23 protein-coding genes and 1 tRNA gene are annotated in these 19,454 nt (G+C 68.3%); 16 read left to right on the top strand and 8 right to left on the bottom strand.

The features are described from left to right. Positions 1-65: 65 nt before the first annotated feature. From ABT057_RS34160 to ABT057_RS34150, 3 genes are all read right to left on the bottom strand, one after another. Entirely contained in the window at positions 66-977 is a 912-nt protein-coding gene (locus ABT057_RS34160) for an RNA polymerase sigma factor SigF (protein ID WP_502974010.1), read from the bottom strand. A 207-nt stretch (positions 978-1,184) separates the two neighbouring features. Then, complete coding sequence (locus tag ABT057_RS34155) at positions 1,185-1,478, bottom strand: Dabb family protein (RefSeq protein ID WP_352347580.1); 294 nt, start codon at positions 1,476-1,478, stop codon at positions 1,185-1,187. An 18-nt stretch (positions 1,479-1,496) separates the two neighbouring features. Beyond that, positions 1,497-1,673 carry a hypothetical protein gene (locus tag ABT057_RS34150; protein WP_352347579.1) on the bottom strand — a complete coding sequence of 59 codons (177 nt, stop codon included), beginning with the start codon at positions 1,671-1,673 and terminating at the stop codon, positions 1,497-1,499. A 176-nt stretch (positions 1,674-1,849) separates the two neighbouring features. On the opposite strand from ABT057_RS34150, the gene ABT057_RS34145 reads away from it, so the two are divergent. The 3 genes from ABT057_RS34145 (at position 1,850) to ABT057_RS34135 (ending at position 4,243) form a co-directional block, all read left to right on the top strand. Next, positions 1,850-2,107 carry a PLD nuclease N-terminal domain-containing protein gene (locus tag ABT057_RS34145; RefSeq protein ID WP_352347577.1) on the top strand — a complete coding sequence of 86 codons (258 nt, stop codon included), beginning with the start codon at positions 1,850-1,852 and terminating at the stop codon, positions 2,105-2,107. Between the two features lie 455 nt (positions 2,108-2,562). Next, positions 2,563-3,375, top strand: a complete 813-nt coding sequence (locus tag ABT057_RS34140; protein WP_352347575.1) for a phosphoribosyltransferase — start codon at positions 2,563-2,565, stop codon at positions 3,373-3,375. A 1-nt stretch (position 3,376) separates the two neighbouring features. Further along, positions 3,377-4,243 (top strand): DNA-processing protein DprA, encoded by an 867-nt coding sequence (locus ABT057_RS34135; protein WP_352347573.1) that lies wholly within the window; start codon positions 3,377-3,379, stop codon positions 4,241-4,243. A gap of 60 nt (positions 4,244-4,303) precedes the next feature. On the opposite strand, the gene ABT057_RS34130 is transcribed toward ABT057_RS34135, so the two are convergent. Then, positions 4,304-5,110, bottom strand: coding sequence for a hypothetical protein (locus ABT057_RS34130; RefSeq protein WP_352347571.1), 807 nt, complete (start codon positions 5,108-5,110; stop codon positions 4,304-4,306). A gap of 2 nt (positions 5,111-5,112) precedes the next feature. Then, positions 5,113-5,958: a sigma factor-like helix-turn-helix DNA-binding protein gene (locus tag ABT057_RS34125; RefSeq protein WP_352347569.1), complete on the bottom strand. Its 846-nt coding sequence runs from the start codon at positions 5,956-5,958 to the stop codon at positions 5,113-5,115. Between the two features lie 622 nt (positions 5,959-6,580). On the opposite strand from ABT057_RS34125, the gene ABT057_RS34120 reads away from it, so the two are divergent. The 7 genes from ABT057_RS34120 to ABT057_RS34090 all read left to right on the top strand — a co-directional run bounded on the left by ABT057_RS34120 (position 6,581) and on the right by ABT057_RS34090 (position 11,713). Further along, a complete protein-coding gene (locus tag ABT057_RS34120; RefSeq protein WP_352347567.1) occupies positions 6,581-6,850 on the top strand; it encodes a DUF6284 family protein in 270 nt (89 codons plus the stop codon). Then, on the top strand, positions 6,847-7,305 hold the full coding sequence (locus ABT057_RS34115) for a Pycsar system effector family protein (RefSeq protein ID WP_352347565.1): 459 nt from the start codon (positions 6,847-6,849) through the stop codon (positions 7,303-7,305). Before ABT057_RS34120 ends, ABT057_RS34115 begins: the two co-directional genes overlap by 4 nt. After that, positions 7,302-8,186 carry a protein spdB gene (locus ABT057_RS34110; RefSeq protein WP_352347563.1) on the top strand — a complete coding sequence of 295 codons (885 nt, stop codon included), beginning with the start codon at positions 7,302-7,304 and terminating at the stop codon, positions 8,184-8,186. The genes ABT057_RS34115 and ABT057_RS34110 overlap by 4 nt, the downstream gene beginning before the upstream one ends. 21 nt (positions 8,187-8,207) lie before the next feature. Next, the gene (locus ABT057_RS34105) at positions 8,208-8,525 is read left to right on the top strand and encodes a hypothetical protein (protein WP_352347561.1); all 318 of its coding nucleotides are present in this window, start codon (positions 8,208-8,210) and stop codon (positions 8,523-8,525) included. After that, positions 8,522-8,839: a hypothetical protein gene (locus ABT057_RS34100; protein WP_352347559.1), complete on the top strand. Its 318-nt coding sequence runs from the start codon at positions 8,522-8,524 to the stop codon at positions 8,837-8,839. The genes ABT057_RS34105 and ABT057_RS34100 overlap by 4 nt, the downstream gene beginning before the upstream one ends. Positions 8,840-8,926: 87 nt before the next feature. Further along, positions 8,927-11,041, top strand: a complete 2,115-nt coding sequence (locus tag ABT057_RS34095; protein WP_352347557.1) for an ATP-binding protein — start codon at positions 8,927-8,929, stop codon at positions 11,039-11,041. A gap of 204 nt (positions 11,042-11,245) precedes the next feature. After that, positions 11,246-11,713 carry a hypothetical protein gene (locus tag ABT057_RS34090; RefSeq protein WP_352347555.1) on the top strand — a complete coding sequence of 156 codons (468 nt, stop codon included), beginning with the start codon at positions 11,246-11,248 and terminating at the stop codon, positions 11,711-11,713. 18 nt (positions 11,714-11,731) lie between these two features. On the opposite strand, the gene ABT057_RS34085 is transcribed toward ABT057_RS34090, so the two are convergent. After that, a complete protein-coding gene (locus ABT057_RS34085; protein ID WP_352347553.1) occupies positions 11,732-12,658 on the bottom strand; it encodes an HNH endonuclease in 927 nt (308 codons plus the stop codon). Positions 12,659-12,784: 126 nt separating this feature from the next. Here ABT057_RS34085 and ABT057_RS34080 point away from each other — a divergent pair, with 126 nt between their 5' ends. The 6 genes from ABT057_RS34080 (at position 12,785) to ABT057_RS34055 (ending at position 18,751) form a co-directional block, all read left to right on the top strand. Further along, the gene (locus ABT057_RS34080; protein ID WP_352347551.1) at positions 12,785-13,861 is read left to right on the top strand and encodes a phosphoadenosine phosphosulfate reductase domain-containing protein; all 1,077 of its coding nucleotides are present in this window, start codon (positions 12,785-12,787) and stop codon (positions 13,859-13,861) included. Between the two features lie 22 nt (positions 13,862-13,883). Further along, a complete protein-coding gene (locus ABT057_RS34075; protein WP_352347549.1) occupies positions 13,884-14,351 on the top strand; it encodes a hypothetical protein in 468 nt (155 codons plus the stop codon). A gap of 88 nt (positions 14,352-14,439) precedes the next feature. Continuing rightward, the gene (locus tag ABT057_RS34070) at positions 14,440-15,312 is read left to right on the top strand and encodes a bifunctional DNA primase/polymerase (RefSeq protein ID WP_352347547.1); all 873 of its coding nucleotides are present in this window, start codon (positions 14,440-14,442) and stop codon (positions 15,310-15,312) included. A 2-nt stretch (positions 15,313-15,314) separates the two neighbouring features. Continuing rightward, positions 15,315-16,787, top strand: a complete 1,473-nt coding sequence (locus tag ABT057_RS34065; RefSeq protein WP_352347608.1) for an AICE element replication initiation protein — start codon at positions 15,315-15,317, stop codon at positions 16,785-16,787. A gap of 419 nt (positions 16,788-17,206) precedes the next feature. After that, positions 17,207-17,452, top strand: coding sequence for a helix-turn-helix domain-containing protein (locus ABT057_RS34060; RefSeq protein ID WP_352347545.1), 246 nt, complete (start codon positions 17,207-17,209; stop codon positions 17,450-17,452). A gap of 12 nt (positions 17,453-17,464) precedes the next feature. Next, positions 17,465-18,751, top strand: coding sequence for a tyrosine-type recombinase/integrase (locus ABT057_RS34055; RefSeq protein WP_352347543.1), 1,287 nt, complete (start codon positions 17,465-17,467; stop codon positions 18,749-18,751). 65 nt (positions 18,752-18,816) lie between these two features. Here the strand turns inward: ABT057_RS34055 and ABT057_RS34050 are convergent. Together ABT057_RS34050 and tadA are read right to left on the bottom strand one after the other, a co-directional pair. Continuing rightward, positions 18,817-18,901: transfer RNA gene (locus ABT057_RS34050), tRNA-Ser, on the bottom strand. 79 nt (positions 18,902-18,980) lie between these two features. Beyond that, positions 18,981-19,412: a tRNA adenosine(34) deaminase TadA gene (tadA, locus tag ABT057_RS34045; protein WP_352347541.1), complete on the bottom strand. Its 432-nt coding sequence runs from the start codon at positions 19,410-19,412 to the stop codon at positions 18,981-18,983. Between the last annotated feature and the right edge of the window lie 42 nt (positions 19,413-19,454).

The following is a 19,454-nucleotide window of genomic DNA, read 5'->3' as shown; positions in this document are numbered from 1 at the left end:
AGAGCCGTGCGCCCTGTGCGTGCGCCCTCTCCGTGCGCCTGTGCATACGGCCGTGCCTCGGCCGTCTACGCCTCGATTCGGTTCGCCGAACGGAGCCGTTGGAAGCTACGCGCGAGTAGCCGGGAGACGTGCATCTGGGAGACGCCGAGTTCGGCGCTGATCTGAGACTGCGTGAGATTGCTGTAGTAGCGCAGCAGAAGGATTCTCTGTTCGCGTTCGGGGAGCTGGACCAGCAGGTGGCGGACCAGGTCGCGGTGTTCCACGCCGTCGAGCGCCGGGTCCTCGTAGCCGAGGCGGTCCAGCAGGCCCGGCAGCCCGTCGCCCTCCTGTGCCGCCTCCAGGGAGGTCGCGTGGTACGACCGTCCGGCCTCGATGCAGGAGAGGACCTCGTCCTCCCCGATCCGCAGCCGCTCGGCGATCTCGGCCGTGGTCGGGGTGCGGCCGAAGGCGGTCGTCAGGTCCTCGGTGGCGCTGTTGACCTGCACCCACAGCTCGTGCAGCCGGCGCGGTACGTGGACCGTGCGGACGTTGTCCCGGAAGTACCGCTTGATCTCACCGACGACGGTCGGCATCGCGAACGTGGGGAACTGCACCCCCCGGTCGGGGTCGAACCGGTCGATGGCGTTGATCAGCCCGATGGTGCCGACCTGGACGACGTCCTCCATCGGCTCGTTGCGGGAGCGGAAGCGGGCGGCCGCGTAGCGCACGAGCGGGAGGTTGGCCTCGATCAGCGCCCCGCGCACCCGGTTGTGCTCCGGGGTGCCGGGCTGGAGCTCCTTGAGCTCGCCGAAGAGCACCTGGGTGAGTGCCCGGGTGTCGGCGCCGCGACGCCTCTCGGGTGCGGGTGTGGGTGTGGCTGCGGGTGCGAGGACGGGCGCGGGGGCTGAGGCGGGGGCTGAGGCGGGGGTCTGTGTGGGTGCCGGGGCGGGCGCCGGGGCGGGTGCCTCTTCCTGGGGCGGCGCAGTACTGGCCGACACGGTCAACGCCACCTCTTCGTCAGGTCGACAACATCGTCAACTCATCGGTCCACTCATCCATCAAAAGCGGTCATAGCATCACAAGACATGTGCACTGTGTGCAAGCACCCCATAACGCCGTGTTGAGGGAGAAGTTGGTGCATATGGCGCGCGAGAGCCCTCCGTCACCATGGCGGAGGGCTCGGCGGTACGGGGGCGAGGCGGACGCTAGAACTCGTAGTCGGCGACGACCCAGGTGGCGAACTCGCGCCACAGGGCGACGCCCGCCTGGTGCGCCGGGTGCTCGAGGTACCGCTTGAGGGCGTCCGCGTCCTCGACCGCCGAGTTGATCGCGAAGTCGTAGGCGACGGGCCGGTCGCTGATGTTCCAGCCCAGCTCCCAGAAGGCGAGCTCCTCGATCCGGTCGCCGAGCGGACGGAAGGCCGCCTCGCCCGCCACGACCCGGGGGTCGTCGCGCTCGACACCCTCGTTGAGCTTGAAGAGGACCAGGTGGCGGATCATGGGCACTCCCTGTGCGTGCTACTTCGCCCCGTCGGCGAGCCAGGTGAAGAAGTCACCGACGGCATTGGCGGCGTCCGATATGCCCTGGAAGGCTATCTGGACGTAGTCGGCCGCCCTGGGCGGGTCCGTGATGATCACGTAGAGCGCGAAGACCACGAGTACGTAGACGGCGATCTTCTTGGCGTTCACCGCCACCTGGCCTCCCTGTTAGTGCCCGTAGGGCCCCTGTCGACGGCGGCGAGTGTAACCGCAAGTGCGATTTTCACACCGCTTTTGAACATCGGCGGCGCGTTCGTGAACCGATCGGGGTCCGTCATCCGATGAGGGGGTGAAGGCCGCCGCCGGGGCGGACGAAGCGGGAGGCGAGAAGAATGATGGGAAACAAGGACGTACTGCTGGTCGGTGTCCCGATCGTCCTCATGACCCTGCTGTACCTGTGGGCGCTGCTCGACTGCGTCCGCACCCCCAGGTACCGCGTCCAGCTCGCACCGAAGCTGCTGTGGGTGATCTTCCTGCTCTACGCCCCGGTGCTCGGCTCCCTGGTCTGGATATACCTGGGCAAGAAGCCGAAGGAGGACATGAGGAAGGGCCCGACCCATGGGGCCGAGCCCTTCGCTCAGAGGCGGTAGCGGAGGGATTTGAACCCTCGGTGACTTGCGCCACACTCGCTTTCGAGGTCTGTTCCTGCCGGTCAGAGCATGATCCGCACCCGTTCAACCTCGTTCATTCCCGTCCGCCCCCGCCTGGAGCGTGAACCGCTGTGGACGGCTCCGGACGGGGGTGAATGAGACGGAAACTGAGACGGAGTGAGACGGACGCCCGGCGCACTGACCAGCCACTACCGTGCCTGAGCCCTGGATCCAGGCCGCCGAGAGCGAACAGATGGGTACCCGTCTGTTCGCGCGCCCCTTCCAGACCCTCTGTCAGTGCTCTCCCTCATACTGCCTACCAGAGATTCGAACGCTTGATCAATTTTACAGAGAGGAGGCATCTGGTTGATACGAGACTGAGGTCGACATGGAGACACGCCACGCCCCGGTAACTAGGCTGATCGGGTTAGCCAGTTGATGAAGGGGGTGGCTGGGTGCGCTTCGAGTGGCCTGCATTCATTCCGGATGGTCGCGCGAATTCTCTCAAGGATTATTCGTTCTGGGAGCTAGTTAATCGTAAGAGCCCTGACCGATGGCTTTACATGTGTGGCCCAGAGGAGGCGGCAAAGCAGGTAATGCTGACGGGTGTCTGTACTGCTGAGGAGGTTCCCGAGGATAAAAGACGGGAGTGGAGTCATGCTTTCCGTCTCAATGTAGTGGACCAGCGAACCATTCATCAGTTGTGCGAATTGCTGAAATCGGTGCTCTGTCTCACTGTTAAGAGTGATCTGAATTTCGCAATCGCATTCGACTGGTATAAGGATCCGGTCGGGGATGATCCGATGACCTGGCCCAACACGGCATCCGGTGAATTGATCTACAGAAGCAAGTACTATGGAGCTGGAACCGCGCAGGCGAGGGCGGAAACGGAGCTACTGGATAAATATGTGGCGGTCATAAACAAGCATCCCCTGCTCCGTGAATGTCCCACCATCGCAACCATTCCGGGGCATAGAGCGGACGGGCGGAGCTTTGGCGAGAGGTTGGCTCGGAAGGTGGCTTCCATGACAGGAAAAACTCTCGTCGAAACCCAGTCCCCTGGTGGGCAGCGTCCCCAGGCGAAGGAGGGAGCGGTCCGGATCGCGGATAATCATTTCGCGATGCCTCAGATTCTTGAGGGCGACGTAATCGTGCTGGATGACGTCTACGGCAGTGGTACCACCATGGCTGCTGTTGCGAAAACAGCCAAGCGAGCTGGGGCTGAGCACGCGTTTGGCTTGGTGGCCGTGCGACGAATGAGGAACTGAGATGTCCAATAAGAAGTACGACTCTACATTCCTGGCTCTTGCTGCCTTCGAAACGGAGAGGACGCCCGGCCGGATCGACGCGGTACTGCGCGAGAAGGGGATGGAAGGCGTCAGCGCCCTGGCAGAGTCGCTTGACCAGGCAACTTCCAGTGCTTTGCGCCAGAAGGCTGCCGATATGGGCAGGCGCGGAATCTACACGGTACTGCGTGGTGAGCCTGAGTACCCGCAGTCGCTTATCCATCGCGGAAAGACGAGCGCGCCAATTCTGTTCTGCTATGGGAACCATGGACTCCTGGCAGCGGACGGCATCGGGATGTGTGGTTCTCGCTCGGTTAGCGACCTTGGCCTTAAGGCCGCGACTGAATGCGGTGAGGAGGTCAGCAGTCGTGGACTGAGTGTGATCTCTGGGTACGCAAAGGGAGTGGACACAGCAACACATCTAGCGGCGCTACGCAGTGGGGGTGCAACCGTCATTGTCTTGGCGGAAGGATTTGATCACTTCAAGGTGAAGAAGGTATTTGCTGAGGAATTCGACACTGAACGCCTTCTTGTTGTCTCTCAGTTCCCGCCCGCTCAGCCGTGGCTCGCGCATGGAGCCATGACGAGAAACAGAATCATCTACGGACTTTCGCGCGCGCTTGTTGTTGTAGAAGCTGGGGAGCGGGGCGGGACCCTAGCAGCCGGCGAAGGCGCCCTTCGTATGGGGCGCCCTGTATTTGTCCTTAACTTTGGACAAGAGACGCCGCCTGGGAATAAGATCTTGCTTGAAAAGGGCGGGTACCCGGTAGGCTCACGTGAGTCTCTGGGGCACATCCTGGATAAGCGTCCCCGTGATCAGGGCGCGTCACAGCTTTCTTTGCCCGTGTAGGAAGTTCTCTGGCGTGACTCTGTCTCATGCGATCGATCTCCTTGCAAAGGCCACGCCAGATCACCACTGACAGAAGGCAACGGCGGCATCATCACCGGACTTGTAGCGGGGCCACCGTCGCCCCGTAGGATCCGTGGCTTCTACCTTTCGGACGGTGGCAATCAGTTCTTGTGGTCCCCCGGAGCGAAGCGTCGTGAAGACTTCCGACCAAGTTGCCATGCCGTACTCAGTGACCAGACGCGATGCGCCGTCGGAGAGCACGGCTGCGGCCCGTACGTCCTCCGCGGGGGTGCTGCCGACAAGGGCGTGTGCTGCCGCTTGACCGCTTGAGGCAGCGACCCAATAGCCGGTGGGCGTGTTCCGGATCTGGCGCTGCTCGGTGACGAGCCGTCGGAGCGCTTCCCGATGATCCGCCGTGTGCGTTTCGTATCGCTCGACTTCCGCTCGCAGCTCGGGAAGGACGCCGTCCACCCGCAGGTCGGTGTGCACGGTGAAGCCCCCTGCCCCTTCGAGCACGACGGGCGAGTCTGCCAAGACCAGATGGTCAAGGAAGCCCAGCCGCTCACGCAGGATCGCCACCGTCGCCGAGGGTGTTCCGGGATTACCGAGGTCGCATTCAGGGTGCAGTGCCGCCACCCGTTCGAGAGCTTCCGCCAGACCGGCCGTGACGGACGTGTCCGGATCTGCCAGCGCGGACACGAGCTGACTGCCCAGGTGCGCCACGTACCAGGGCACGCCGTGGCGGCATCCCGTGTCTAGGCCGGCTGTGCTGAGTCCGTCCAGCACGACGGCGAGAGTCGGTGTGCCTGCCACCCAGTCTTCGTTGGGGCTAGCTCCACCCGGTTGGGTGTCGAGGGCGACGCGCATGCTCAACCTTCGTGTCGGTACAGCGGGGTGACGCGTCGACTCTCCAGCACTTCGAGCGTCTTCGGGTCGTAACGGCACGAAATGAGGGTGGAGAAGCGGCGCGTGCGAACCTCTCGGTAAAGCTCTGCCAGGTTGTTTTCCAGGAAGTGAACAACCCCGTTCGCCCCGATGGCGTGGATGCCGGCGATATAGAGGAACGTCCCCTTCCCGTCCAGACGGGGGAGCCGGCCCAGGTATCCGACGTCACCGGCCGACCCGTCTTCGTCCTGCGGTGACCGATGCTCCTTCCCGGTCACCTGGTCCACCAGGTGCCACACGCTGTCCTTGGCAAACCGAAGGTTGTCGTCACCTTCGAGCACCTGAGCCACGATCGGGGAGAGCCGAGGGCCGCAGACCACAACGTGGTTGTCCCGGTTGAGGTTCACGATCCCCGTGGGCGGAATCACCTCGTACTGAGTGTCTAGCTTCATGCCGCCCAGCAACTTCCGAAGGTGCTCGAAGTTGTTGAGGTCCTCCCGGGCGACTACCTCATTAGGGCGTTGGTCAGGAGTCTTTCCGGCTTCGTACTTGCCACCGAGCGACACCGTGACCAGGTCCGTGCCGAAGAAGGCACGCTCAGGTGGAGGGCCGGCCGACGCGAGCTGCCCCACGCGCCCCCGACTGACCCCGAGTCGCTTCGCAATCTCGGCTTGCGTCATGCCCGTTGCCTGGGCCTCTTCGATCGCTTCCCGACGGATGCGGGACAGCTCGTTCACGTGGCTCTGATAGCGCGCCATCAGGTCGATTGCGGCTTTGGCGCGGTCAACGGGGTCCGTGATCCCAGAGACCTTCTCCATGTCGTCCTGCACGTCTCTCCCAACATCGCCTAGGGGGGCTATCAGACTCTATCGCGAGAGGGGGTTGCGCGCAGCCTTGGGTTTGCCTACCGTACCTATCAAGCGAGACGGCAAGCCCCCCTAAGCAAGCTTAGGAGGCTCTGCCGTGGCTGCTTGACCTGCACAAATGCACGGGGCGGGGACGCTGCAATCCCGCTAAAGGCCAGAGGACAGGGCTTCGGCCCGACTGGCGAGGTGGCCCGGTGACCGCGAGCAACGGCCGGCGTGTGGGGACGTGGTCCCCCTTGCAGTGATGTTCCCCCTGCCCCTTCGACCTGGAGGTTCCGATGCTTCGACGAACCCTTGGGGCGCCGCCGTGATGGACCGGCTGGCGGCGCCCGTGTGCAGTACCTGAGCCAATGAGCGGAGCGCACGTGCTCACGGCCGAACCGGTCCGCCCCCCACCTGCCATCGCAGCGGCTAGCGCTGCGGCCGGTTGCCTCCCCCGCCCGTCCGACCGCGCTTCGCGTGCTGGCCGTACGGGCGGGGTGGCAGGGAGCCGGAGACTTCCCGACTTCAACGGCGCGCGGCCCCGGTGCTGGAACACCGGGGCCGCTGTTCGGGCCGTTCAACCCTGTGAGAGGAACACGACCCAATGAAGCACATCGTGACTGTTCAGGACGTTGTTACCGCGTTCGCCGACTGGATGGAGCCGACCAGCGCGGAGCTGGACGCGATCGAGCAGGAGTCCCCCGTCATCCTGGCGGAGGTCGACCTGTTGGACGCGCAGATCAAGGCCATGGACCGCCCCGTGAACGAGGTCGACGGCCGCCGGATCCGCCGGGCCCGTAACCGGGTGCTGGCCGCGCGGCGGGACCTGGTCAACCGCACGGCCGGCGCGATGCTGCCGGGCGGTGCCGCGTGAGCGCCCCGGCCGAGAAGCTGACGGCGGCGCACGCCGAAGTGAAGGCGGAGATCACGCGGACGGACACCAAGACCGGGCTGCTGCTCGCGTTCGTCGGCGCGGTGCTGGCCGGCGCGTGGTCGGTGGCCCGTGACCTGCCGCTGAACGTCGGCGCCTACGTGGTGGGCGGTCTGGGGCTGATGCTGTTGGTCGCGGCGGCCGGTCTGCTGCTGCGCTCGACCCGCCCGAACCTGGGCGGCCGGCGCGAGCGCTTCGGTTTCCCGCTGTGGGCCACCCTCACCCCCGACGAGATCACCACCCGCGTGAACAGCGGGGATATCGCGGCGGATGTCGCCGGGCTGTCGCGGATCGCGGTCGCCAAGTTCACCTGCCTGCGCCGTGCGGTCGACCTGACCATGGTCGGCGGTGCCCTGCTCCTGCTGGCCGTGCTGATCGCGGCGGGGGGTGCGCTGTGAAGGCGCGCACCGTTCTTCCCGCCGTCGCGATGACGGCGGTGTCCATGGTGCTCACCCTCGCCGTAGTGGTGATGTGGCTGGGCACCGCGATGCCCTGGCCCGTCGCCCTGGTCGTCGGTCTCGGCATCGACGGCGGATGGCTCGCCACCCTCGCCTACGAGCGCAGGTTGGCCGCGCAGGGCGACCACAGCCGCGCTGTGACCGCCGTCGGCTGGACGTTCGGTCTGATCGCCACCGGCGTCCTGGTCGCGCACGCACTGACCGCCGACCACTCGCGCGGCGCGTGGCTGGCCGTGGCGTGGCTCCCGGTCGCGGCGAAAGCCTTGTGGCTGGTGCATGGCCTGTGGGAACGCACCGCGCTGACCCCGGTCGCGCTGGACGCCATCGCGGGCATCCAGCAGGAAGCCCGTGACGAAGCGGCCGTGGCCCGTGCCCGGCTGCGCGCCGAAGCCTCCACCGAGGAGACCCGGCTGACGGCCGTGACACAGGCCGGGGCACGCGTCGCACGCGTCCAGGCCAAGACCGCCGAAACCCTCGCCGACGCGTGGTCGACGCTGGAGACGGCGCGGCGGGGTGACGACACCGGCAGGGCGCTGACCAGCGTGACGACCCGCGTCACACCCGACGTCACACCCGCGTGGGAGCTGCCCGTGTGGGGCCCGACGGAGCCGGTTGCCGCGCTCCCGCCGGGGGACGGCAACGCCCTCTCGGACACGGCGCTTGACGCGCTGGTCGACGAGATCCGGCACAGCGAGACGCCCGCCCTGTCCTACCGCGAGATGGCCATCCGCTTCCGCACGGCCGGCCACTCCGCATCCGAGATGCGCCTGCGCGCCGCGTGGAAACGCGTCGTGGCCTACCCCTCCCGCTCCGCACCGTAACTGTCTGAGGAGTCCTCACCCATGGGCAAGCCCGACACCCGCAGCATCGACCGCGAGATCACCAAGACAACCCGCAAGCTGGAGGCTGTCCGCCGGGGCGAGATGTGGCCCCTGAACAGCAGCGAGCGGCGCGCCGTCCTCGGGGCGCTCGCCGGCGGCTCGTACCGGGTCCTGCGCGGAAAGAGCACCACCCGGCAGGAGAACCGGCTGGAGTCCGTCTCGGAGCAGGCGGTCACCCGGCTGACGGCCGAGATCACCGCGCTGCACATCGAGCGGCAGCGCATCGTGCGCGAGTACGCCGCCGCCAAGGCCGCCAAGAAGGCGTCCGGGTGGTGGTGAACACGCAGCCCGCGAGCGGCCGTTGCCCGGCCGCGCACCCGGACGACCCCACCCCGTGCGGCGGTGAGGCCGTGGTGACCGTGCTCGACCGCGCGAACGCCGGCGCGGACGGCTGCGAGCACCACGGCGCCCGCATGCTCGCCTCCCTCGACGGCGGACGCGTCTACGGCCTGCCGCACGCCCCGCCCGGTACCGCCATCCGCGTGTTCAAGGCCGCCGACGGCATCCGCCCGTTCTGCTGGTACGAGGACGCCCCGCGTACCGAGCCGTCCCAGCTCAGCCACGCGGAGAACCGCGCCCGCCACGGCCGCTGAGCCACCCCCGCCCCGCCCCGGTTGCCGGGCGGGGCACCCTAGCCGACTTCCCGCCCCGCCCCTGGGGCAGTCAGGAGTGCTCCCGTCATGGGTGACACCGTCGTCCACCTGCACAAAGACTCCACCCCCGCCGAACCGTCCGCCGTGACCACCCTCACCGTGGTCCCCGACCCCGCCCCGCCCGCCCCCGTCCCGCTGTGGGTGCGCTCCGGGCGCGCCGTGAAGACGGCCGTCACGCACGAGCACACCCGCACCGCCGCGCGTGCCGCCGCCCGCCACACCCTCTACGTGGCCGGCGGGGCGCGGATCGTGGCCCGCCGTGCCTGGGACGCCCGCACCCCCGCCCGCTACGAGCGCAACCTGCGCGCGGCGGAAGCCGCGGGGAACTACGACGCCGCGATGGAGTGGGAGGAGCGCGGGCAGCGCTTCCGCGAGGCACGCCACCGCCGCCGCATGGACCTGCTCCACTCGCCCGTGGACGCCGCCAAGGGCGCCCTAGTCGGCACAGGCATGGGCATAGGCTCCCTGGTCGCCCTCGGAGTCGTCCTGGCCATCGCGAACAAGGACGTCACCGACGTCATCACCCCGGTCATGGCGGTCATCGAGTTCATCCGCCTGATGATCACCATCGTCACCGTGGTGTGGGGGCCGCTGGTCACCCTGGGCCCGTTCCTCGCCCTGCTCGCGCTGTGGGCGGTCGGCAGCAGGCAGCAGGCGGCGCCTCAGTGGGCTCTTCCCGCTCACGTCCGCAGCGGTGAGGGTGAGCCGATCACCCCGTCCATCGTGGTCAAGGCCCTGCGCGACCTCGGGGTGCCCGCCCTGCGCAACGCCATTAAGGAGATGGGCGACGCCGGCGCGTCCATGCTGTCCCCGATCGTGATCGCCGGATGCGGGGTGGAGGTCGACGTCACGCTTCCGTCCGGGGTGTCCACGGTCGAAGTGCAGCAGCGGCGCCGCAAGCTCGCCGAGAACCTCGCCCGGCACGAGCACGAGGTGTTCATCACCATCCCGACCGCCGCGCGCACGGTGCGGCTGTGGGTCGCCGACTCCGGGGCGCTGGACGAGCCGATCGGGCCGTCTCCGCTGGTCACGGACGAGACGCTGACCGGCGACTACGCCAAGGGCCGTGCCCCGTGGGGGCAGGACCTGCGCGGGGATGCCGCCGCCATCAGCCTGTATCAGCGGCACTTCCTGATCACGGGTCTGTCCAACCAGGGCAAGACGGCCGCGCTGCGGGCGCTCGCGCTGTGGTTGGCGCTGGACCGGTCGGTGCAGTTCCTGATGGGTGACCTCAAGGGCGCCGGCGACTGGGCCATGTTCGACGGCTTGGCCACTGTGCTCATCCAGGGCCCGACGGATGAGCACGTGATCGAGGTGACCGAGATGGTGGAGGGTGCGGTCGACGAGATGAACCGCCGTCTCCAAGCTCCGCCCGGAACGCAGTTCCCGCCGCTGATCGTGCTGGTCGACGAAGCGCAGGTGGCGTTCATGTGCCCGGCCGTGGACGACGAGAAGCGGCCCTACGGCGGTTCCAAGGCCAAGTCCCGGTACTTCACCGCCGTCCGCAAGATTCACAACCAGGGCCGTGCGGTCAACGTGCTGATGTGGCAGGGCACTCAGGACCCCACCGACCAGAACCTCCCCAAGCTCGTGCGTGAGGGTGCCCACACCCGCGCTTCGCTCGCGCTGGGCACGGAGTCTCAGGCGCGGATGGCGCTGGGGGACAAGGCGGTCGACGGCGGGGCGGCGCCGAACCTGCTGCGTCCCGGTCTGGACAAGGGAACCGTGGTCGTCGCGTCCGACGGCATCGAGATTCCCGCCGGACAGGCGTCCATCACGGTCCGCACGCACTACATCAGCACCGACGACGCGCACGTGATTGCCGACCGTGCGAAGGCGCTGCGCGACGGGGTCACCACCCTGCACGCGCTCGAGCGGGGCGAGGAGCGTGACCCGCTCGCCGACATCGCGCACGTCCTCGCGGACGCGCCCCGGCTGTTCACACAGGACGTCCTCAAGCGGCTCGCCGCGCTCGACGAGGACGCCTACGGCGCGTGGACGAACGGCGACCTCAAGCGCGTGCTGGAGGCCGAGGGCGAGGAGCCCAAGAAGTCCAACGGGCGCATGGTCGTCCATCGCGATCACGTCCTGCGCGCCCTCGCCAACCGCGACTTGGATGGTTCCGCTTCCGCCGACGGATAGCGGGGAGGCGCGGCCTCCCGTCGCGGGGAGGCGGGGAGAACTCCCCAACCGCCTCCCCGCCCCGCCTCCCCTGTACTGATCAGCGAAAACACCGTTTCGGGGAGGCAGGGAGGCGCCGCAGGTGAGACCCCGAAAACCCCCTCCACAGCGCCCCCGGCAGGGGGTGTCCCTGCCTCCCCGACCGAGCACCGGAAGGGATTCCGCATGTACCCCGAGCACACCTCCAACCAGCCCGCCGTACGGGCCCCGGAAGTCCACCAGCCCACCCCCCTCACCCCTGCCGCGCCGTACCCGGCGCCGCTCGTTCCCGTCCAGCCGCACGCCGTGCCGACGGTCGCGAGCGTCGTCCTGCCGGACGGCCGTGTCGTCACCGGCTACGCCATCCCCACCGCGCAGCCGGAACCGGTCGTCGCCAAGCCGGCCGTCTCCCGTGCGGCGGTGAACGTCGCCCTCGGGGGCGTCGGCTTCCTCGCCGTGTGCGGCGGTCTGCTGCTGCTGACGACGTTCATCACGGCGCTCACGGCGCTGATCACCCAGCTCATCACCCTCGCCGCTGTCGTCTTCGGCGGTTGGATCGCCGTCCAGATCTTCGGACACCGCGACGCCGGCAGCGGCGGCAACACGTTCAACATCCGCAAAGCGGTCTTCAAGCGCAACCACTTCCACGGTTAGCGTCGTGAGCCGGCCGGCTCAAGCCTGGCGATGCATCTGCCAGTGCGCCGTAAGCCACTTGCGCTGTTTAGGCGCGACCTTGGCGACCAACAGCGGTTGCCCGTGCAGCGCCTTGTACAGCGGGTACATGGCGATCTCGCCGGCCACGTCCAAAATCAAAGTCTGGGGGTGGACTGCGATCAGTCCCAGGTCGAACAAGCGGTGTAGGTCGCGGCGGAGGAGGAAGCCGCCGCCGTTGTGGTCGCCGAGTTCCGCGTAGCTGTACAGGTGCGCAGCTTCGAGTACGGCGGCCGGCATGGGGCCGCTGAACGCGCAGTGTTCGCCGTAGGCGTCCAACAGCTGCTTACGGAAGCTGGCTTGGCCCTTACGGACCCGAACCGTGGCCGTGCCGTGTCCACCGGCAATCGACTTCTCGGTGTTGTCCACCACCCCCAGCGGCGTGGCCTTGCCCTGGTGAGCCAGCGCGGCGCGCACTGCGTCCCACTTCAGCCGGCGAAAGCTGTTCTGCGCTTTGGGGTGAACGCACAACTGCCGCAGCTCCGTGCCGGACAGGGCGCCTTCCATGCTGACCCAGCCGGCTTCGTAGGTGCCGCGGTACTGCCTGACGTTCTTCGGCTCCTTGACCGGCTCGTCGAACTCGAAGTTGCACTCCTTGTTCGCGCACCGATACACGGGCGTCTTGGTCTTGCGCGGGTTGATCTCCGTGTCGTTGCAGTGGGGGCAACGGTGCACGTCCTTGACGCCCATCTTGGAGTCGATGGCTTCCAGGACCGAGATGCCCAACAGCGTCTCGCCGTTCCACATGACGATGATGTCGCCCACGGCCACGGTGCCGTGATTGGGGACTGTGTCATCCCAGCTGTAGTGCACGCCGAGCACGTCGTCATACAGCTCCCCTGAACGCGACCGGTCCTCTCCCGTGACCAGCGCCAACCACGCAGTCATATCCCGTCTTCTCCCCGTATTACGCCCCGTCCCAGGGGCGCGTCATGCCTGCCGATCCCAGCACCGTATCCGGCGGCACTGACAACGCCGCATCCCTATTCCTGCTCTCCAGGAGGTGAGGACTGGGTGACCAGCCGCAACGCCAAGCGGCAGTTGCCGGGGGACATGTTCCCCGGCATGCCCTCCCTGCTCCCCAAGAAGCCGCCCAAAGCAGAAGCCGACCCCGAGGCAATGACCTTGGATGATGCGATTACCCGCTCTATCGCGATCCTCGACCGCGTCTTGGCTGCCTTCCCGGTGGTCGCCGTGGTCGGGCTGTTCTCCGGTGGCAACGACTCCGTGGTCGTGAACCACCTCTTCCGCCGCCGCGTGGACGCGATCGCTCACGTCAACACCGGCACCGGCATCCCAGAGACCACGCAGCACGTCCGCGACGTGGTCGCCGCGTGGGGCCTGCCGCTCCATGAACTACACCCCCGGCACCCCTACCGGGATCTCGTGCTGGGACAGGTGCTCTCCACTCGCGGCAAGAACATCGGCCGGCAGGTATGGAAGGGCTTCCCGGGCCCTGCCGGCCACTCCGTGATGTACCGCCGGCTCAAGGACGAGCCGCTTCAACGCCTGCGGGGGCAGATCATCGGACGCCACGGACGCACCCGCAACGTCGTCTATCTGGGCGGCATGCGGTGGGCAGAGACCGACCGGCGTTTCCGTAATGCCGAAGAAGTCGATCGGGAAGGCGCCCTGCTCTGGGTCTCCCCGATCGTGCACTGGACCGATGCCCACATGCGCGAATACCGCGCCCGCTACCGCTGTGCACTCCCGCACCAGCACGCCGATCACATGCTGTGCACCCCCGGCGCACTGCCGCTCAACGAGGTCACCGTTCATCTGCATATGTCTGGGGAGTGCCTGTGCGGGGCGTTCGCCAAGCCGGGTGAGCTCGATGAGATCGAGTTCTTCTACCCCCACGCGGCCAAGCCGCTGCGGGAGCTGGAGCAGGAAGCCCAAGCCGCAGGACTCCCCGCCTGCAAGTGGGGCCAGCGCCCACCTGGCGGGCGCAACCGCAAGCGCCCGGCCGGACGGCTGTGCTCCAAGTGCGTCGACACCGAGGGGCAGACCGACTTGCTCGCCGAATGGCGCGAGAGCGGACTCATCTCCAGCGATCAGTACGACACCTTCACCCGCCAAGACGCTGCCTGAGCGTCAGGAAGGCACACCCACCGTGTTCGAGATCCGCGTCATCTGCGACCCCGCCGACACCGACCGCGTCACCACCGCCCTGACGGCCGCGTTCACCGCCGGCGACGTGCGCCGGTACCCGACCCGCGACGGCAAGCGCACCCGCCTCTACCTCACCGCCGACCACCGCCCCACCCCGCAGGACTGGCCGACCCCGGAGCAGGCGTACGCGAACGCCCCCAGCATCAACAGCGAGATCGGATGGACCGCCCGCTTCCTCGCCGATGCGGAGTGCTTCACCGAGCTGGGTCGTGAGTTCTACCTGCGCAAGGCCGCCCTGCTCGACCGTATCGCCCTGCTCGACGACCCCGGCGCCTGGGACCGCGACGCCACCGGCACCGCCGAAGCCGCGGCCGTGTTCCTGCTCGACATGGACCAGCCCGGCCTGATCTGCGACCCGCGCGCCTACGTCCGCCAGCAGTACGCCCTCACCCTCGCCAACGACCAGTAGCTACGCCAAGGGCGACCCCCCATTCCGCCAAGAACCCGGGGTCGCCCTTGCCCACCTGCCACCAACTGACCTGTGGAGGTCTCCCAGCATGACCCAACCCACCCCCATCCGGCGAGCGCCCGGCCCTCGCCTGCTGGACACCGCGCTCACGCTGGCCGCGCACAGCGTCCCGGTCCTGCCCCTGCGGGCGGGAAAGGTGCCGTTCGGGAATTGCCCCGCCTGCGCGCGGAACGCGTGCGGCGGTCGGCCGAACATGAAGAGTGCCGGCCCATGCCAGTGCCCGGCGCCCTGCCACGCGTGGGCCGCTGCCACCACCGACCCCGGCATCCTCGCCTCTCTTCCGTGGGCGTCCGCGTGGCGCAGGGCCGCCGCCGTCGCCTACCACCCCGGTGGCGCCGGCGTGACCGTCGTCGACCTGGACGACGCGGCGGCCGTCGCCTGGGCCCGCGCCACCCTGCCCACCACGCTCACCGTGCCGACAACGCGGGGGGAACACTGGATCTACCAGGGCGCCATGCGGTCCGTGAACGCCGTCCGCCCCGGCGTCGACATCAAGTCCCTTATGGCATACGCCCGTTGGCTTGGAAACGGCACAGGCGACACGGCCCCTCTCCCGGACGCTGTGCGCGCCCTGGCAGTAACGGAGCCGTCCCCGGCTCGCAGGGCGCCACAGACGCTCACAGTGCCTCTGAGGGGCGGGCAGGGGGAGTGCCGCCACCGCACGCCCGCCTATCTGGACCGGGGCATCGCCATGGCCGCGCAGCGCATCAGCGAGGCCCGTAGCGCCGTCCACGTGACCGTGTACCGCACGTTCCTCGCCGTGCTGTCGACGCATGGCCGGTGCGGCTGCCTCACCGACGCCCATGTCACCAGGTTGTTCACCGCCGCGCAGGCCAAGGGCGAAACCGTTCGGCACTGCACCGACGCGTGGACAAACGCCCTGACCACGCTGGGACTGTGACCATGGCCGACGACGAGCAGAATCCCGCCCGCAAGGTCATCACCGACTACGCGCAGGCGCACTTCCGCTACTTCCGCACCGCCGACGGCACCGTGTACGCGCAGAAGAACGGCCACCCCGTGGCCCGCCCGATCCGCTCCCAGGGCACGACCGGCAGCCACCGCCAGGAACTCATGGTCGGACTGTTCAGGGACGGCCTTGGCGTGTTCAACGGGACCGCGCTGAAGGAGGCACTCGACTTGATCGAAGCACTCGCGCTCAGCGAGGATGTGCAGCCCGTCTACATCCGCGTCGCCCCCGGCTTTGACGGGGCGACGTGGCTGGACCTGGGCCGCGCCGATGGGCAGTCCGTCCGCATCCACCCTACCGGCTGGGACATCACCGTCCCCGACCCGCGTGAAGTGTGCTGGCGCCGCACCCAGCTCACCGGCGAACTCCCCCTGCCGGTCAAGAACACCGACGGCAAGGGCATCGATCTGCTGCTCAGGCTGTGCAACTTCGCCACCGCGGAGACCGAGTGCCTGGCCATCGCGTGGCTGATCGGCTGTCTCGGGCCGTCCGTGCCCGTCCCCGCGCCGTTCCTCACCGGACCGCAGGGCGCCGGCAAGTCCACCGGCGGCCGGATGCTCGTACGGATCATCGAAGGCATGACCGGTGATCTGCGCCGCGCCCCGAAGGATGAAGAGAACCTGATCGCGGCCGTGGCGGCCGGATGGGTCACCGCCCTGGACAACCTCTCCCACATGACCCCGGACCTGTCCGACGCGATGTGCTGCATCGTCACCGGAGCCGAGAACGTCAAGCGCGCCCTGTTCACCGACGGAGACGTCTTCCGCGTCGGCTACCGCCGCCCCCTTCTCCTGACCGGTATCGACGTGGGAGTCATCCGCCCCGACCTCGCCGAACGGCTGCTGCCGTTGCGTTTGGAGCGGCCCCGAGTGCGCCGTACAGAGGATGAGCTGTGGACGGAGTATGCAGAGGTGCTGCCCGTCGTCCTCGGCTCGCTCCTGGACCTGACGGTGAAGGTCCGCGCGGTCGAGACGGAGACCCCGACCGACCTGCGCATGGCGGACTTCGCGCACCTGTGCTCGCAGCTCGACGCGGCCACCGGCCTCGGAGCGCTCACCGCCTACCGGGCCAGTCTGGACGACCTCAACGACGACGTCATCGAGGGCGACCTCCTGGCACAGACCGTGCTGCAGCACGCCGCCGGCCTGGACGCGGGGGCGGAGCAGCGGATGACGTCCACGGAGTGGCTGCACTGCCTCACCCGCGTCTACACCGGCGAGGACTTCCGTCCCCTGCCCAAGGGCTGGCCGACCACGGGCAAGGTCCTCTCCGACCGCCTCAAGCGGCTCCAGCCGACCCTGGCCGCCCGCGGCGTCCTCATCGACTCGGGCCGCACCCGGGAAGGCCGCTACATCGAGATGACCCGCTCAGCAGCCGCGCCCTCGCACGAGCAGCAGGCGTTCTGACCGGCGGCGCCCCCGCCCGTACGAGCAAGAGGAGCACCACCGGCCGCGCGTGCTCCTCTTGCGGTTCGGCGCTCGCGCCGACCAATGGTCGCGCCGCGAAGCGGCTCGTTCTTCCCGCCCTGAGCCGCACCACCACAGACACCCCCCTCTTTTTCCTAAGTAGGGGAACGCTGCGTCACCGCGTCACACGGCCCCCGAAAACGGCGGGTGACCTGCGCAGACGGGCGTGACGCAGACGCCCCCGGCTGCGTCACGCCGCGTCACCTGCGTCACGCGTGACGGACCGCCTGCGTCACGTGTGACGCACCCCGACCCCTCTGCGTCACACAAAACCCGCAGGTCAAAAGCCCGCATGACGCAGGTGACGCGGTGACGCAGAAATCCACACCTCGGACACACGCCCCCAGAGGAGTCACTGCATGGCCACGGCCCAACTCGCCGAAGTCATCGACCCCACTCTCGTTCTGCTCACCGTCGAAGAGGCCGCCCGCCGCCTCCAGATCGGTCGAACCCTCTGCTACCGGTTCATCACCTCCGGAGAGCTGGAGTCCATCACCGTCGGCCATCTCCGCCGGGTGCCCGCGGACGCCGTTCCCGAGTTCGTCACCCGCCGCCGCAAGAGGCAGCACCCCGCCACCACCCTGACCGCCGTCACGGCCGCTTGAGGAGTCGCACGCATGGCAGAAGACAAGACCGACCAGAAGCGCACCCGTCAGCCGAACGGCCGTTCGTCCATCTACCAGGGCGCGGACGGCAAGTGGCACGGCCGCGTGACCGTCGGCATCCGCGACGACGGCAAGCCGGACCGTCGCCACGTCGAGCGGAAGACCCGTTCCGAGGTGACCGCCGCCGTCCGCGACTTGGAGCGGGAGCGCGACGCGAAGACCATCCGGAAGGCGGGCCGCCCCTGGACGGTCAAGACGTGGCTGACGCATTGGGTCGAGAGCATCGCCCCGCTCGCCGTGAACGAGAACACGATGGTCGGGTACGGCGTGGCCGTGCGGAAGCACCTGATCCCCGCCCTCGGTGCTCACCGGCTGGACAAGCTCAAGCCGGAGTACATCGAAGCCTTCTACGGTCGCATGGTGGCCGATGGCCGGAAGGCGGGGACGATCCACCAGATTCACCGCACCTTCCGCACCGCGCTGAACGAGGCGGTACGGCGTGGCCACCTTGCCCGGAACCCCGTCCAACTCGCCAAGGCCCCCCGTGTCAGCGAAGAGGAGATCGAGCCGTACACCGTCGAAGAGGTACAGCGGCTCTTGCGGGCGGCGGACGACCGCCGGAACTCCGCACGGTGGGCCGTCGCGCTCGCCCTCGGACTCCGGCAGGGTGAAGCGCTCGGACTCAAGTGGGCGGACGTCGACCTTGACCGGGGCGTGCTCATGGTCCGGCGGAGCCGCCGCCGGCCGCGCTACGCCCACGGGTGCGGGGACACCTGCGGGAGGAAAGCCGGGTACTGCCCGCAGCGTCAGCGGACGAATCCAGAGACGGCCGACACGAAGTCTCGTGCCGGACGGAGGGCCGTGGGACTCCCCTCCCAGCTCGTAGACCTGCTGCGCACCCACCGGGCCAAGCAGCAAGCCGAGCGGGCGGCGGCCGGAGCTGACTGGACGGACGAAGGGTGGCTCTTCGCTACGCCGACCGGGCGGGGAACATCCCCCCGAACGGACTACGACGACTGGAAGGAACTACTGGACGACGCGAAGGTTCGAGACGGCCGACTACATGACGCACGTCACACCGCCGCCACGGTCCTGCTGATCCTCGGAGTCTCCGAGCGGGCCGTCATGGGGCTCATGGGCTGGTCCACCACCGCCATGGCCGCGCGGTATCAGCACATGGTGGATTCCGTCCGGACGGACGTCGCCCGACAGGTTGACGGGCTGATCTGGAAGCCGGACCGACACGGGCCCGAGGAGGGCGACGACGGAGCCGCCGGGGTGCTCGTACCCGCCAACTGAGACGGGAACTGAGACGGAAGCGGAAAAGGCGCGCGGTTCCATGAACCGTGCGCCTCTTCTACCAGCGGTAGCGGAGGGATTTGAACCCTCGGTGACTTGCGCCACACTCGCTTTCGAGGCGAGCTCCTTCGGCCGCTCGGACACGCTACCGAGGGAGACCTTACAGCACGCCGGGGGCTGGTTTGAAATCGGTATTCGGGGCGGCGACCGGCGCGGTTCGCGGGGGGTCTCAGCGGGAGCGGAAGAACTCCGTGAGGAGTCCCGCGCACTCCTCGGCGAGCACGCCCTCGACGACCTCGGGCCGGTGGTTGAGGCGCCGGTCGCGGACGACGTCCCAGAGGGAGCCGGCCGCGCCCGCCTTGTCGTCGCGCGCGCCGTAGACGACCCGGTCCACGCGTGACTGGACGATCGCGCCCGCGCACATCGTGCAGGGCTCGAGCGTCACGACGAGCGTGCAGCCGGTCAGCCGCCACTCGCCGAGCCTCGCGGCCGCCCGCCGGACGGCGAGCACCTCCGCGTGGGCCGTCGGGTCACCGACCGCCTCGCGTTCGTTGTGCCCGGTCGCGAGGACCGTCGTACCGTCCGGTGCCAGCACGACGGCGCCCACGGGGACGTCCCCGCCCCGGACGGCCAGCCGGGCCTCGTCCAGGGCGAGCCGCATCGCGGCCCGCCAGGGGTCGCGTACGGGGTCCGAGGGCGCCTC

Source organism: Streptomyces sp. NPDC002588, from assembly GCF_040295925.1.
In the GTDB taxonomy this organism is placed as follows: Bacteria; Actinomycetota; Actinomycetes; order Streptomycetales; family Streptomycetaceae; genus Streptomyces.
This window is presented reverse-complemented; position numbering and strand designations above follow the sequence as displayed.

Coding starts and splice junctions, on each gene's coding strand:
- ABT057_RS34155 (WP_352347580.1), bottom strand. CDS start 1,478: ATGATCCGCCACCTGGTCCTCTTCAAGCTCAACGAGGGTGTCGAGCGC.
- ABT057_RS34145 (WP_352347577.1), top strand. CDS start 1,850: ATGATGGGAAACAAGGACGTACTGCTGGTCGGTGTCCCGATCGTCCTC.
- ABT057_RS34135 (WP_352347573.1), top strand. CDS start 3,377: ATGTCCAATAAGAAGTACGACTCTACATTCCTGGCTCTTGCTGCCTTC.
- ABT057_RS34130 (WP_352347571.1), bottom strand. CDS start 5,110: ATGCGCGTCGCCCTCGACACCCAACCGGGTGGAGCTAGCCCCAACGAA.
- ABT057_RS34120 (WP_352347567.1), top strand. CDS start 6,581: ATGAAGCACATCGTGACTGTTCAGGACGTTGTTACCGCGTTCGCCGAC.
- ABT057_RS34105 (WP_352347561.1), top strand. CDS start 8,208: ATGGGCAAGCCCGACACCCGCAGCATCGACCGCGAGATCACCAAGACA.
- ABT057_RS34095 (WP_352347557.1), top strand. CDS start 8,927: ATGGGTGACACCGTCGTCCACCTGCACAAAGACTCCACCCCCGCCGAA.
- ABT057_RS34090 (WP_352347555.1), top strand. CDS start 11,246: ATGTACCCCGAGCACACCTCCAACCAGCCCGCCGTACGGGCCCCGGAA.
- ABT057_RS34085 (WP_352347553.1), bottom strand. CDS start 12,658: ATGACTGCGTGGTTGGCGCTGGTCACGGGAGAGGACCGGTCGCGTTCA.
- ABT057_RS34070 (WP_352347547.1), top strand. CDS start 14,440: ATGACCCAACCCACCCCCATCCGGCGAGCGCCCGGCCCTCGCCTGCTG.
- ABT057_RS34065 (WP_352347608.1), top strand. CDS start 15,315: ATGGCCGACGACGAGCAGAATCCCGCCCGCAAGGTCATCACCGACTAC.
- ABT057_RS34060 (WP_352347545.1), top strand. CDS start 17,207: ATGGCCACGGCCCAACTCGCCGAAGTCATCGACCCCACTCTCGTTCTG.
- ABT057_RS34055 (WP_352347543.1), top strand. CDS start 17,465: ATGGCAGAAGACAAGACCGACCAGAAGCGCACCCGTCAGCCGAACGGC.
- tadA (WP_352347541.1), bottom strand. CDS start 19,412: ATGCGGCTCGCCCTGGACGAGGCCCGGCTGGCCGTCCGGGGCGGGGAC.